This is a genomic window from Streptacidiphilus sp. P02-A3a, from assembly GCF_014084105.1.
Classification (GTDB): Bacteria; Actinomycetota; Actinomycetes; order Streptomycetales; family Streptomycetaceae; genus Streptacidiphilus.
The window spans coordinates 116,200-129,420 of the sequence record NZ_CP048289.1 but is presented as its reverse complement, the minus strand read 5'-3'; the positions used below and the strand labels follow the sequence as shown (position 1 = coordinate 129,420).

Here is a 13,221-nt window from a genome sequence, read left to right as displayed (position 1 = left end):
CCCGCACCCACCGATCCCCTGCGGACCTCCGGACGGGCGGGGCGGGCCACCACGCCTTCCTCTGCCCACTCCACTCTTCCGGAGCCTGCTTCCATGCGTTCCACCACGCGTTCCACCACCCCTGCCACCACTCCGGCCACCGGCCGCACCAGGCGTCGGGTCGCCACCGTCGCGGCGGTCGCCGCCGCCGGTGTGCTGCTGCTCGCCGGGCCCGCCTCCGCGCACGTGACCGTGCAGCCGTCGACCGCCGTGAAGGGCGCGTCCGACCAGACCTTCTCGTTCCGGGTGCCCAACGAGAAGGACAACGCCTCCACCACCGAGATCCAGGTCTTCTTCCCGGCCGCCACCCCGATCGCCTCGGTGCTGGTCGCGCCCACCCCCGGCTGGAAGGCCACCATCACCAACGTGAAGCTGGCCACCCCGATCCAGACCGACGACGGCGCGATCACCAACGCCGTCTCCGAGATCACCTGGACCGGCGGCAGCATCGCCCCCGGGTACTACCAGGACTTCACCGTGGACATGGGCCAGCTGCCGAGCAACACCGACGCGCTGACCTTCAAGGCGCTGCAGACCTACAGCGACGGCAGCATCGTCCGCTGGATCCAGAACGACGTGCCCGGCCAGCCCGAGCCCGCCAACCCGGCGCCGGTACTGACCCTGACCGACGCGGCCGGAAGCGGCACCAGCACACCCCCGCCCGCGCCGACCAAGGCCGCCGCGGCCGCCTCCACCGGCTCGGACAGTGACACCACCGCGCGGGTGCTCGGCGGGATCGGCGTGGTGATCGGCCTGCTCGGCGTCGCCTTCGGCTTCCTCGGCTGGCGTCGCGGCGGCAGCAGCCGCACCGGCGCCTGACCGTCGCGCGGGCCGGGCGTCCCAGCACCCCACGGTGCCGCCCGGGACGCCCGGCCCGCGCCCCCGACCTGCCCGTACCCGTCCGAGAGAACGGACCACGCCATGACCAGCCCCCTGCCCCACCGCGCCACCGCCCCGCGTCCGCTCAGCCGCCGCGCGCTGCTCGGCGGCTCCCTGGCCGCCGCCTCCGGCCTGCTGCTCACCGCCTGCGGCAGCGGCAGCGGCGGCAGCAGCAGCACCGGCACCAGCGCCGCCGGCGGCAGCATCGACTCCAGCTCGCAGTCCCCGTACAAGGGCACCTACCTGCCGCGCACCTTCGACAAGCCGGACGTCACCCTCACCGACAGCAGCGGCAAGCCGTTCAACCTGGCGCAGGGGACGGCGGGCAAGGCGGTGATGCTGTACTTCGGCTACACCCACTGCCCCGACGTCTGCCCGACCACCATGGGCGACCTGGCCGTGGCCGTCTCCAAGCTGACCAAGGCCCAGCAGCGGCAGCTCGACGTGGTCTTCGTCAGCACCGACCCGGGCGTGGACACCCCGAGCACGCTGCGCAGCTGGCTGGACTCCTTCAACCCCGCCTTCATCGGGCTGACCGGCGACATCAACACCATCATCAAGGCCGCCTCCTCGGTCGGCGTCTACGTCGCCGCGCCGAAGGCCGGACAGGAGCCGGTGCACGGCGCGGAGGTGCTGGGCTTCTTCCCGTCCGACAACAAGGCCCACGTGCTGTACACCAGCGGCGCCGCGTGGGGTGACTACGCCCATGACATCCCGCTGCTGCTCAAGAGCGTGACCGCGTGAAGCGCGCCGGACTGATCTGCGCGGCGACCGCGGGCGCGCTCGGCATCGCGCTGGCCGCCTGCGACGCCTCGTCCGCCTCCACCTCGGCGCCCGGCTCGGCCGCCTCGGCCGCCTCGCCGCCGAGGATCTCGGTGACCGGCGCCTACGTCCCGCTGTCGGCGACCCCGGACATGGCCGTCGCCTACTTCGACATCGCCAACACCGGCGGCAGCGCCGACCGGCTGCTCAGCGTGACCAGCCCGGAGGCGCAGAGCGCCGAGATGGACCTGTCCACCGCCACCTCGATGACCACGATCAGCGGCGGCGTGGTCGTCCCCGCGCACGCCACCACCGCGTTCGCCCGGGACGGCAGGCACGTGATGCTGATGGACCTGTCGCCCGCACCCGAGCTCGGCCGGCAGGTGGAACTGCGGCTCAGCTTCCAGCACTCCGGGACGATCACCGTCCGGGCCACCGTCCAGCCGCTGACCTACCAGCCCGCGAGTTGACCGCCATGCTGACCAGATCCCGTCCCCGCCCGCTGCGCCAACGCGTCGCGGCCCTGTTCGCGCTGCTCGTCACGCTGTTCGGGCTGATGCTCGCCGGGGCCACCGCCGCCTCCGCGCACGCCGCCCTGCTGTCCACCGACCCGGCCGAGAACTCGGTGGTGCAGACCGCGCCCAGCGAGGTCACCCTGCACTTCAGCGAGCAGGTCACGCTGGAGAGCGACGACCTGCGGGTGTTCGACCCCAACGGCAAGCGGGTCGACTCGGGCCCGACCGGCCACGCCGGGAGCGACGACACCACCGCCCAGGTGAGGCTGGTCCCCGGGCTCGCCCCGGGCACCTACACCGTGGCCTGGCGGGCGATCTCCGCCGACACCCACCCGGTCTCCGGCGCCTTCACCTTCTCCTACGGGCACGCCTCGGCCACCACCGCGGTCTCCGGTGAGCAGGCCACCAAGGGCAGTCCGCTGGTCGGCGCGCTGTACGGCGGCAGCCGCAGCGTGCAGTACGGCTCGTACGCGCTGCTGATCGGCGCGGTGGTGCTGGTCCTGGTCTGCTGGCCGCGCGGGGTGCGGCTGCGGGCGGTGCAGCGGCTGATGCTGGGCGGCTGGGCCGGGCTGCTGCTGTCCACCGTCGCCGAACTGCTGCTGCGCGGACCGTACGCGGCGGCCTCGGGGCTCGGCGGGGTGTTCAACCTGACGCTGATCCAGCAGAGCCTGAACGAACGCCTGGGCACGCTGCTGGTGGTCCGGGTGCTGCTGCTGGCGGCGGTCGGCGTGTTCCTGTCGCTGCTGGCCGGCCAGGCCGGTATCGGCCAGGAAGCCGCCGAGCCCGACCGCGACGCCGACACCGACGTCCCGGAGACCGGTGCGCGGCAGGAGCGGCGGCTGCGGGTGGGCCTGGGCGTGGCCTGGGCCGTCCTGGCCATCGGCCTGGCCTGCACCTGGGCGCTCGGCGACCACGCCTCGGTCGGCATGCAGGTCGGCCTGGCGGTGCCGCTGGACGTCATCCACATCCTGTCCATGGCCTGCTGGCTGGGCGGCCTCGCGGCCGTCCTGGTCGGCCTGCGCACGCCGCAGTCGGCGGGCGGGGTCGGCGCCGAGCAGGTCGCCCGGTTCTCCACGATCGCCATGTGCGCCGTCGCCGCGCTCGTCGGCACCGGCGTCTACCAGGCCTGGCGCGGCCTGGGCAGCTGGGGCGCGCTGGTCTCCACGACGTACGGGCAGCTGCTGCTGGTGAAGATCGGCGCGGTGCTGGTGATGCTGGCCGCCGCCGCCATGTCCCGCCGCTGGACCGCCGTCCTGCGCACCACCCCGGAGCCGGGACCGGAGCCGGGGCCGGGACCCGAGCCGGAGCCGGGACCCGAGCCGGAGCCTGGGACCGAGTCGGAGTCGGAGTCGGAGCCGGAGACCGACCAGCCGGACCTTTCCGACGACCCGGTGCGCCGGGCGCAGCTGGCCCGGCAGCGGGCGCTGCGGGCCGGGGTGGCCGACCAGCGGGCGCGGCAGGCCTCCCCGGCGCGCGGGATGCTGCTGCGCTCGGTGCTGCTGGAGGTGACCTTCGCGGTGATCGTGCTGGTGGTCACCACGCTGCTGACCAACACCGCGCCCGGCCGCGCCGTCACCGAGCAGAACGCGGCGGTCGCGGCGACCCGGACCCAGCCGGTCAGCGTCACCCTGCCGTACAGCACCGGCGGTCCCGGGGACAACGCCAACGGCAGGATCAACATCGAGATCGACCCGGCCCGCACCGGCCTGAACACGCTGCACGCCTACGTCTTCGACAAGAGCGGCAAGCCGGTGACCGTGCCCGAGCTGGACGTCAGCCTCTCGCTGGCGGCGAAGGACCTCGGCCCGCTGCCGGTGGCCCTGTCCCAGGTGGACGTCGGCCACTGGGCGGCGTCGAACCTGGAACTCCCGCTCCAGGGCCGGTGGCTGCTGGCGGTGAGCATCCGCTCGGACGCCATCGACGAGACGACCGTGTCCACGACCATCCAGGTGGGCTGAACAGCATGACGAACAAGAAGAAGCGCGGCACCAACCCGCCGAACCCGCCCAGGACCACCCAGTCCCCGGCGGCGGACCCGGCCGCGGACCCGGGCCGGACGCCCGTCGCCGGGTCCCGCGGCCGGGTCTCCCGGCGGCGGCTGCTGACCACCGCGGGCGGCGTCGGCGCGGTCGGGCTGGCCGTGGGGGTGACCGCGTACGCGGTCTCCGACTCCTCCCACGCCGACGCCTCCGACGCCGGGACCGCCGCTGCCGGGGCCACCCCGCTGACCGCGCTCGGCGCGGACTCGGTCCCCTTCTACGGCGCCCACCAGGGCGGGATCGTGCAGCCGATGCAGGCCCGGATGTACACCGCCGCCTTCGACCTGACCCCGGGCACCGGCCGCCCCGGGCTGACCTCGCTGATGAAGCGCTGGTCGGCGGCGGCCGCGGCGATGGCCGAGGGACGGACCCCGCCCGGCGTCCAGGACACCGACGTGGCGCTGGACGCCGGGCCCAGCTCGCTCACGGTCACCTTCGGCTTCGGCGCCCCGGTCTTCGCCAAGGCCGGGCTCGGCGGGCAGCTGCCGCAGCAGCTGGCGCCACTGCCGGTGTTCGCCTCGGACGCGCTGGTCCCCGGCAACAGCGACGGCGACCTGTGGGTCCAGGTCTGCGCCGACGACGGCCTGGTGGCCTTCCACGCCCTGCGCACGCTCCAGGGCCTGGCGGCCGGCACGGCGGCGGTCCGCTGGCAGATGAGCGGCTTCAGCCGCTCGCCCGGCGCCACCGCGCGGCCGCGCACCGGGCGGAACCTGATGGGCCAGATCGACGGCACCAACAACCCCAAGCCCACCGACGCGGCCTTCGACAGCGAGATCTTCGTCCCGGCGAAGGGCAGCCCGGCCTGGATGGCGGGCGGCAGCTACGTGGTGTTCCGGCGGATCCGGATGCTGCTCGACAGCTGGGAGCAGCAGTCGCTGACCGTCCAGGAGCGGGTGATCGGGCGGCACAAGGCGTCCGGCGCGCCGCTGTCCGGCGGCACCGAGACCACGGCGGTGCAGCTGGACAAGCTGAACCCGGACGGCTCGCTGGCGATCCCCGGCGACGCGCACATCCGGGTCGCCGCCGCCCAGTCCAACCAGGGCGCGGCGATGCTGCGCCGGGGCTACTCGTACGCCGACGGCTTCCGCCCGGGCGGCGCCCCGGACGCGGGCCTGCTCTTCGTCGCCTTCCAGGCGGACCCGCTGACCGGTTTCGTCCCGGTGCAGCGGAAGCTGACCCGGGGGGACGCGCTGTCGCGGTTCATCGTGCACGAGTCCAGCGGCCTGTACGCGGCGCCCGGCGGCGCCGCGTCGGCGGACGGCTACGTGGGGCAGGCGCTGCTGGAGTCCTGAACCGGGCCGTGCCCCGAACGGGTCCACCACCCGGAACAGGCCCACCCCGGCGCGGCCGAGTGGCTAACGTGGGCGGGATCCACAAGCCCGGATCCACAGTCCAGGTCCCCCGTCCAGGTTCCCCGGAGGCGCACGTGTCCGCCCACAGCTACACCTACCTCGGCCCCGAGGGGACCTTCACCGAGGCCGCGCTGCGCACCCTGCCGGAGGCGGCCACCCGGGAGCTGGTCCCCTCGGGGTCGGTGGCGGCGGCGCTGGACGCGGTACGCAACGGCGAGGCGGCGGCGGCGCTGGTGCCGATCGAGAACTCGGTGGAGGGCGGGGTCACCGCGACCCTGGACGAGCTGGCGACCGGCAGGCCGCTGATGATCTACCGCGAGGTGCTGCTGCCGATCGCGTTCGCGCTGCTGGTCCGCCCCGGCACCGGGCTGGTCGACGTGAAGACGGTGACCGGGCATCCGGTGGCCCAGCCGCAGGTACGCCAGTGGCTGTCGGCGAACCTGCCGGACGCGCTGTGGGAGTCGGCGGCCTCCAACGCGGACGGCGCGCGGCTGGTGCAGGAGGGGCGCTTCGACGGGGCCTTCGCCGGGGAGTTCGCCGCGCCGCTGTACGGGCTGGTGCCGCTGGCGTCGGAGATCCACGACGCCTCCACCGCGACCACCCGCTTCGTCCTGGTCGGCCGTCCGGGCCGGACCGCGGCGCCGACCGGGGCGGACAAGACCTCGTCGGTGTTCTGGCTGGCCGACGACCACCCCGGGGCGCTGCTGGAGCTGCTGCAGGAGTTCGCGGTGCGCGGCGTCAACCTGAGCCGGATCGAGTCCCGGCCGACCGGCGAGGGCCTGGGCCAGTACTGCTTCTCGGTGGACGCGGAGGGGCACATCAGCGACCGGCGGGTGAGCGAGGCGCTGATGGGGCTGCACCGGATCTGCCCGAAGGTGCGCTTCCTCGGCTCGTACCCGCGGGCGGACGAGGTCGCGCCCGCGGTCCGCCCGGAGCTGTCCGACGAGGCCTTCACCGAGGCCTCGGACTGGCTGTCGCGCTGCCTCGACGGCCGCGGCGAGCAGTGACCGAGCAGTGACCGAGCAGTGACCCGGGCCGCCGACGGCGGCCCGATCGCCCCGGTGATCATCTCTGATCGTTCTCGATCATCGGGGCTGTGGCTTTCTGAGTCCTGGCTGTGAGAGTTTTCCCCAGGCCGATCGCCACTGGGGACAGTTCGAGTTATCCACAGGCTGAGGATGTGTCGACACATCGCCTTCTCGACGGCCCGGCGACCGCGCGCCGAGCTCCGGCGATTCACATCGGACAAATGCCGCGATGACTCACGTGTTCACCCAGAGGAGACCCGAGCGACATCAGAAATCACGCAAACGTGCGTACACCCGAGGTTTGACGCCAGTGGCGTCCGTTTTGTCCGGTCCGGCGCCTGATCCCCCGCTGCATCCACAGCCTGCGGGCGGCAACTGTGGACAAAGCCACGAATCCCCAGGGCGGCCCGAGATATCCACAGGGGAGGGTCGGTTATCCCCAGGGATAACCATCGCTGTGTGCATCCAAGAAATGCCACAGAGTTGTCAGAACAGGACACAGAGTATCAACTAGCGATCATTGGACGGAAACCCCAGCCCTGCCCCGGCCCCGGCCCGGCCCCCGCCGAGCCACGGCACAATCCACGGCACAATGCAGCGGCGGGCAGCACCCGCCGACCGGTAGGCTCGTCCCCGTGATTGACCTTCGTCTGCTTCGTGAGGACCCCGACCGTGTGCGTGCGTCGCAGCGCGCCCGAGGAGAGGACGTCGCCCTCGTCGACTCCCTCCTGAGTGCCGACGAGCGGCGCCGATCGTCCGGTTCCCGGTACGACGAGCTGCGCAACGAGCAGAAGCAGCTGGGCAAGCTGATCCCCAAGGCCCAGGGCGAGGAGAAGGCGGAGCTGCTGAAGCGCACCGCCGTGCTCGCGGCCGAGGTCAAGGCGGCCAACGTCGAGCAGAACGAGGCCGACGAGGAGGCCCAGCGGCTGCTCGGGCAGCTCGCCAACCTGCTCCACCCCGACGCCCCGATCGGTGGCGAGGAGGACTTCGTCACCCTGGAGCACGTCGGCACCCCGCGTGACTTCGCCGCCGAGGGCTTCGAGCCGCGCGACCACGTCGAGCTCGGCCGGCTGCTCGGCGCCATCGACATCGAGCGCGCCGCCAAGGTCTCCGGCTCGCGCTTCTACTACCTGACCGGCATCGGCGCGCTGCTGGAGCTGGCGCTGGTCAACATGGCCATCGCCCAGGCCGTCGAGGCGGGCTTCACCCCGATGCTGACCCCGGCGCTGGTCAAGCCGCGCGCCATGGAGGGCACCGGCTTCCTCGGCCAGGCCGCCGAGAACGTCTTCCGGCTGGAGGAGGACGACTTCTACCTGGTCGGCACGTCCGAGGTGCCGCTCGCGGCGTACCACATGGACGAGATCATCGACGCGGACCGGCTGCCGCTGCGCTACGCCGGGTTCTCGCCCTGCTTCCGGCGCGAGGCCGGGACGTACGGCAAGGACACCCGGGGCATCATCCGGGTGCACCAGTTCGACAAGGTGGAGATGTTCTCCTACGTCGCGCCGGAGCAGGCCGAGGCCGAGCACGCCAAGCTGCTCCAGTGGGAGAAGGACTTCCTGAACAAGCTGGAACTGGCCTACCGGGTGATCGACGTCGCCTCCGGCGACCTGGGCGCGTCCGCGTACCGCAAGTTCGACATCGAGGCCTGGATCCCGACCCAGGGCAAGTTCCGCGAGCTCACCTCGACCTCCAACTGCACCGAGTTCCAGGCCCGGCGGCTGGACATCCGGATGCGCGGCGGCGAGGAGGGCCGCAACCGCCCGCTGGCCACGCTGAACGGCACGCTGTGCGCGGTCCCGCGGACCATCGTGGCGATCCTGGAGACGCACCAGCAGGCGGACGGGTCGGTCACCGTGCCGGAGGCGCTGCGGCCCTACCTCGGCGGCCGGACGGTACTGGAGCCGATCACCTCGTGACCGCCTCCGCCCGCCCGTTCGACCTGATCGCCACCGATCTGGACGGCACCCTGCTGCGCTCCGACCACACCGTGTCGGAGCGCACCCGGCGGGCGCTGGCCGCGGCCACGGCGGCCGGGGCGGTGCACATCGTGGTGACCGGGCGCTCCGCCGCCTGGACCCGGCCGACCCTGGACGCCATCGGCTACACCGGCCTGGCCGTCTGCGGCCAGGGCGCGCAGGTCTACGACGCGGGTGCGCACCGGGAGCTCACCTCGGTCACCCTGGACCGGCAGCTGGCCCAGCTGGCCCTGGCCAAGATCGAGGCCCAGACCGGCCCGCTGCTGGCCGCGGTCAGCCAGGACGGCCTCGACGGCGGCTTCCTCGCCGGCCCCGGCTACCGGATGCAGGGCGAGGACCCGGTGACCCGCTGCGACCCGGCCGACTTCTGGGGCGAGCCGATCACCCGGATATTCATCCAGCACCCCACCCTCGGCGACGACGAGCTGGCGCAGACCGCCCGGGAGATCGCGGGCCAGCTGGTGGACGTGGTGCTGTCCGGCGCGGGCTTCGTCGAGCTGCTGCCGCTGGGCCTGTCCAAGGCCACCGGCCTGGCGCTGGCGGCGGCCCGGCTCGGGGTGACCAAGGACCGCACCATCGCCTTCGGCGACATGCCCAACGACCTGCCGATGTTCCGCTGGGCCGCCTGCGGCGTGGCCATGGCCAACGCCCACCCCAGCCTGCTCACCGCCGCCGACGAGGTCACCCTCAGCAACGACGAGGACGGCGTGGCCTGCGTCCTGGAGTACCTCTTCCCGCAGTCCTGACCGCCCCGCCACCCCGCGGGGCGTTCCCCGTGGTCCGAGGTTGTAGGATGACTGGACAAGAGGATGTCGGGCAATCGGAGGACCGGACGATGACTGGTGGGCACCTGCGGGCGGCCGGGCGGACCTCGCTGGTCGACGCCGCGATCGAGCAGCTCCGCGCGCAGCTCAGCAGCGGCAGCTGGCAGGTCGGCGACCGCATCCCGACCGAGCACGAGCTGGCCGAGCAGCTGCAGGTGGGCCGCAACACCGTGCGCGAGGCGGTCCGGGTGCTCTGTCACGCCGGGATGCTCCAGTCACGCCAGGGCGAGGGCACCTTCGTCCGCTCCACCAGCGACCCCGCCGCCGTGCTGCACGGGGTGCAGCGCTCCGGGGTGCGCGACGTGCTGGAGGTCCGAGCCGCGCTGGAGAACGAGGCCGCGCGCCTCGCCGCGCTCCGGCACACCCCCGACGACCTGGCCCGGATGCGGGCCGCGCTGGACGCCGAGGCGCACGTGCTGGCGACCGAGCCGGAACGCGCCGGACGCGAGGCCAGCGTCGAGCACGACCTGGAGTTCCACACCGCCATGGTCGAGTCCGCACACAACCCGGCGCTCACCGAGGTCTACCGCTACTTCAGCGCCTCCGTCCGCGAGTCGATGCGGGCCGCCTTCGGCGACCAGGAGATGCCCGAGGTCGACCTCGACTCGCACCGGGCCCTGGTCGACGCCATCGCCTCCGGCGACCCCGAGGCCGCCGAGGCCGCCAGTCGGCTGCTGATCGCCGACCCCATGGGCACCGTCGCCCGCCTGCTCAACTGACCTGCCGCAGCGCTGAGACCCCTTCCGGAAAGAACCGCCATGCCCCGCACCACGTACCAGGACCCGACCGCGCTGCGGTCCGCAGCCGCAGCCCCCCGCGTCCCCTCCCGCCCGGCCCGGATCGCCGCGCACCCGCTGACCGCGCTGATCGGCATCCTGCTGGTGTCGGTCAACATGCGCGCCGCCGTCTCCGCCGTCTCGCCGCTGCTCAGCGACATCAGCGGGCACTACGGCCTGTCCAGCACCGCCGGCGGACTGCTCACCACACTGCCGGTGCTGCTGATGGGCGTCACCGCCTCGCTGGTACCCCGGCTGATCCGCAGGTTCGGCCCGGAGCTGGTGGTCCTCGGCGCACTGCTGCTGCTCGCGGCCGGGGTCGGACTACGGGTCATGAGCGGCGTCGGACCGCTGTTCGCGGGCAGCATCGTGGTCGGCGCGGCCATCTCGCTGCTGAACGTGACCATGCCCGGCCTGGTCAAGCGGGACTTCCCGGACCGGGCCGCGATGATGACCGGCGTCTACTCCACCGCCATGATCGTCGGCGCGACCTTCGCCGCCGCGCTGTCCGTACCGATGGAGCACGCCTTCGGCGGCTGGCAGGGCTCGCTCGCCTCCTGGTCGGTACTGGCGCTGGTGGCCGCCGCGCTGTGGCTGCCGCAGGTCGTCGGCGCCGGCCGGAGCACCGCCGCGAACCCCGGGCAGTCCGCGCGGACCCAGGGCGGCGGGCGGCTGCCCGGACTCTGGCGGCACCCGCTGGCCTGGCAGCTGGCCGTGTTCATGGGGATCATGTCGCTGCTCGCGTACACCCTGATCGCCTGGATGCCGACGGTGCTCACCGACCACGGCATGTCCCGCGGCACCGCCGGGCTGATCTTCGCCTTCTGCAACCTGATCCAGGTGGTCGGCGCGTTCCTGGTACCGCTGGCGGCCGGGCGGATGACCACCCAGCGTCCGCTGGTGGTGCTGATGATGGCTTGCTACGCGGTCGGCATCGCCGGACTGATGATCGCCCCGGTCTCCGGCGCCTGGATCTGGGCGGCGCTGCTCGGGATCGCCATGGGCGGCGGCTTCGGCCTGGCCATGGCGCTGGTGGTGCTGCGCTCCGGCGGCGCCGGGGTGGCCTCGCAGCTGTCCGGGATGTCGCAGATGGTGGGCTACTTCATCGCCGCCTGCGGCCCGGTGGGCGTGGGCGCGCTGCACCAGCTCACCGGCGGCTGGACGCTGCCGCTGGCGCTGCTGCTGGTGTGCTGCGCCCTGGCCCTGGTCGCGGGCCTGGGCGCGGCCCGCGCGGTCACCCTGCGGGCCACCACCACCCAGCCCTGACCCACCAGCCCTGACCCACCGGCCCTGACCCACCGGCACCCGGAGACGGCGGCGCGACCCGCTCCCCGGCGCTACCGCTTCGGGCGCTACTGCTCGCCGGCCAGCGTCAGCCGGCTCAGCCGCGCCGCCGCCAGCCCCGACGCGGCCAGGGTGACCACCACCAGCAGCGGCACCGCCGTCGGCAGGTGCACCGCCGAGGTGATCACCCCCGGATCGGCGATCTGCCGGGCCACCGCCAGCGCCCACTGCTGCACGCTGAGGGTCTTCGCGCCGGTGACGAAGCTGCCGATGACGCTCTCCCACACCAGCGAGTACAGCAGCCCGACCACCACCGCGTGCCGGGTGACCACACCCAGCAGCAGGAAGATCGCACTGTAGGCGGCCCCGGCGACCAGCGCGCCGATCCCGTACGCCACCGCGACGCTCTCGAAGTCGCCGAACAGGATCACCCCGGCCAGGTAGGTCGGGATCGCGCCGAAGACGACGGTGCAGCCGAACGACACCAGCAGCTTGGTGGTGATGATCTTCCACCGCGGCAGCGGCTTCGCCAGCAGGTAGATGATCGAGCCGTCGTCGATCTCGGGTCCGATGGCCCCGGTCCCGGCGATCAGGCCGAGCAGCGGCACCAGCGTGCCCAGGGCCAGCGTGCCCAGGACGTCCACGGTGGTGCTCTCGTCCTGGCCCACGGCGACCCGGATCACCACCGACAGGACCAGCAGCAGTCCGGGCACCGCGAGCAGCAGCAGGCCGCGGCGGCGGCCGAGCAGACCGCGCGCGGTCAGCCGGGCGACGGTGAGGTTCACAGGTTCAATCCTTCCTGGGGCGTGCCGGGCGCACTCATGCGGACGTCACGAGGTAGGAGAAGACGCTCTCCAGCGACTCGTCCTGCGGGGAGACGGTGAGCAGGCGGATGCCTGCCTCCTTGGCGACGCGCGGCACCAGCTCGGCGAAGCGGTAGAAGTCGACGGCCTGGATCCGCAGCGCCTGCTCGCGCGGGTCGAACTCGATCCCGGCGGTGGAGGTGTCCGCGATCAGCGCCGCCGCCAGCGCGCGGTCGTCGCTGGAGCGGACCAGGTACTGGTGCGGACGGCTGGTCATCAACCGGCGGATCTTGTGGAAGTCCCCCGAGGCGGCGTGCCGCCCGGCGACCACCACCTCGATGTGCCGGGCCAGCTGCTCCACCTCCTCCAGGATGTGCGAGGAGAACAGCACCGTGCGGCCCTCCGCGCCGAACCGGCGCAGCAACCCCATCAGGTGCATCCGCTGCCGCGGGTCCATCCCGTTGAAGGGCTCGTCGAGCAGCAGCACCGACGGCTCGTGCACCAGCGCCGAGGCCATCTTCACCCGCTGCTTCATGCCCTTGGAGTACGTGGTGACCTTGCGGTCCTGCGCGTACTCCATCTCGACCGTGGCCAGCGCCCGCTGCGCCGCCGCGCCCGGATCGGGCAGGCCGTGCAGCTCGGCGTTGGCGAGCACGAACTCGTGCCCGGTGAGGAAGTCGTACATGGCCTCGCGCTCGGGCACCAGGCCGATCTGCCGGTACGCCTGCTGGTTCTTCCAGACCGGCGCGCCGTCGATGTCGACCCGCCCGGTGGACGGCGGCAGGAACCCGCTCATCATGTGGATGAGCGTCGACTTGCCGGCGCCGTTCGGGCCGAGCAGGCCGGTGACTCCGGGCCCGATCTGCATGCTGATGTCGTTCACGGCGACCACGTTCCCGAACCAGCGGGAGACCCGGTCGATACTGATGGTGGTCACGGTC

At 73.0% G+C, this 13,221-nt stretch carries 12 protein-coding genes; 10 read left to right on the top strand and 2 right to left on the bottom strand.

What is annotated here, in order from left to right:
* The first annotated feature begins 93 nt into the window (after positions 1–93).
* The 10 genes from GXP74_RS00590 to GXP74_RS00545 all read left to right on the top strand — a co-directional run bounded on the left by GXP74_RS00590 (position 94) and on the right by GXP74_RS00545 (position 11,459).
* Complete coding sequence (locus GXP74_RS00590) at positions 94–858, top strand: YcnI family protein (protein WP_182449458.1); 765 nt, start codon at positions 94–96, stop codon at positions 856–858.
* 102 nt (positions 859–960) lie between these two features.
* A complete protein-coding gene (locus GXP74_RS00585) occupies positions 961–1,662 on the top strand; it encodes an SCO family protein (protein WP_182449457.1) in 702 nt (233 codons plus the stop codon).
* Positions 1,659–2,150 (top strand): copper chaperone PCu(A)C, encoded by a 492-nt coding sequence (locus tag GXP74_RS00580; RefSeq protein ID WP_182449456.1) that lies wholly within the window; start codon positions 1,659–1,661, stop codon positions 2,148–2,150. The genes GXP74_RS00585 and GXP74_RS00580 overlap by 4 nt, the downstream gene beginning before the upstream one ends.
* A gap of 5 nt (positions 2,151–2,155) precedes the next feature.
* Positions 2,156–4,153, top strand: a complete 1,998-nt coding sequence (locus tag GXP74_RS41750) for a copper resistance CopC/CopD family protein (protein ID WP_182449455.1) — start codon at positions 2,156–2,158, stop codon at positions 4,151–4,153.
* Between the two features lie 5 nt (positions 4,154–4,158).
* Complete coding sequence (efeB, locus tag GXP74_RS00570; protein ID WP_182449454.1) at positions 4,159–5,526, top strand: iron uptake transporter deferrochelatase/peroxidase subunit; 1,368 nt, start codon at positions 4,159–4,161, stop codon at positions 5,524–5,526.
* Between the two features lie 134 nt (positions 5,527–5,660).
* Positions 5,661–6,593: a prephenate dehydratase gene (gene pheA / locus GXP74_RS00565; RefSeq protein ID WP_182449453.1), complete on the top strand. Its 933-nt coding sequence runs from the start codon at positions 5,661–5,663 to the stop codon at positions 6,591–6,593.
* A gap of 656 nt (positions 6,594–7,249) precedes the next feature.
* A complete protein-coding gene (gene serS, locus GXP74_RS00560) occupies positions 7,250–8,533 on the top strand; it encodes a serine--tRNA ligase (RefSeq protein WP_182449452.1) in 1,284 nt (427 codons plus the stop codon).
* Complete coding sequence (locus GXP74_RS00555) at positions 8,530–9,339, top strand: HAD family hydrolase (RefSeq protein ID WP_182449451.1); 810 nt, start codon at positions 8,530–8,532, stop codon at positions 9,337–9,339. Before serS ends, GXP74_RS00555 begins: the two co-directional genes overlap by 4 nt.
* Before the next feature lie 89 nt (positions 9,340–9,428).
* Positions 9,429–10,136, top strand: a complete 708-nt coding sequence (locus GXP74_RS00550; RefSeq protein WP_182449450.1) for a FadR/GntR family transcriptional regulator — start codon at positions 9,429–9,431, stop codon at positions 10,134–10,136.
* A gap of 39 nt (positions 10,137–10,175) precedes the next feature.
* Positions 10,176–11,459 (top strand): MFS transporter, encoded by a 1,284-nt coding sequence (locus tag GXP74_RS00545; RefSeq protein WP_182449449.1) that lies wholly within the window; start codon positions 10,176–10,178, stop codon positions 11,457–11,459.
* Positions 11,460–11,545: 86 nt separating this feature from the next.
* Here the strand turns inward: GXP74_RS00545 and GXP74_RS00540 are convergent, their stop codons facing one another.
* Entirely contained in the window at positions 11,546–12,262 is a 717-nt protein-coding gene (locus GXP74_RS00540) for an ABC transporter permease (protein ID WP_182449448.1), read from the bottom strand.
* 34 nt (positions 12,263–12,296) lie between these two features.
* Positions 12,297–13,217: an ABC transporter ATP-binding protein gene (locus GXP74_RS00535; RefSeq protein ID WP_182449447.1), complete on the bottom strand. Its 921-nt coding sequence runs from the start codon at positions 13,215–13,217 to the stop codon at positions 12,297–12,299.
* Between the last annotated feature and the right edge of the window lie 4 nt (positions 13,218–13,221).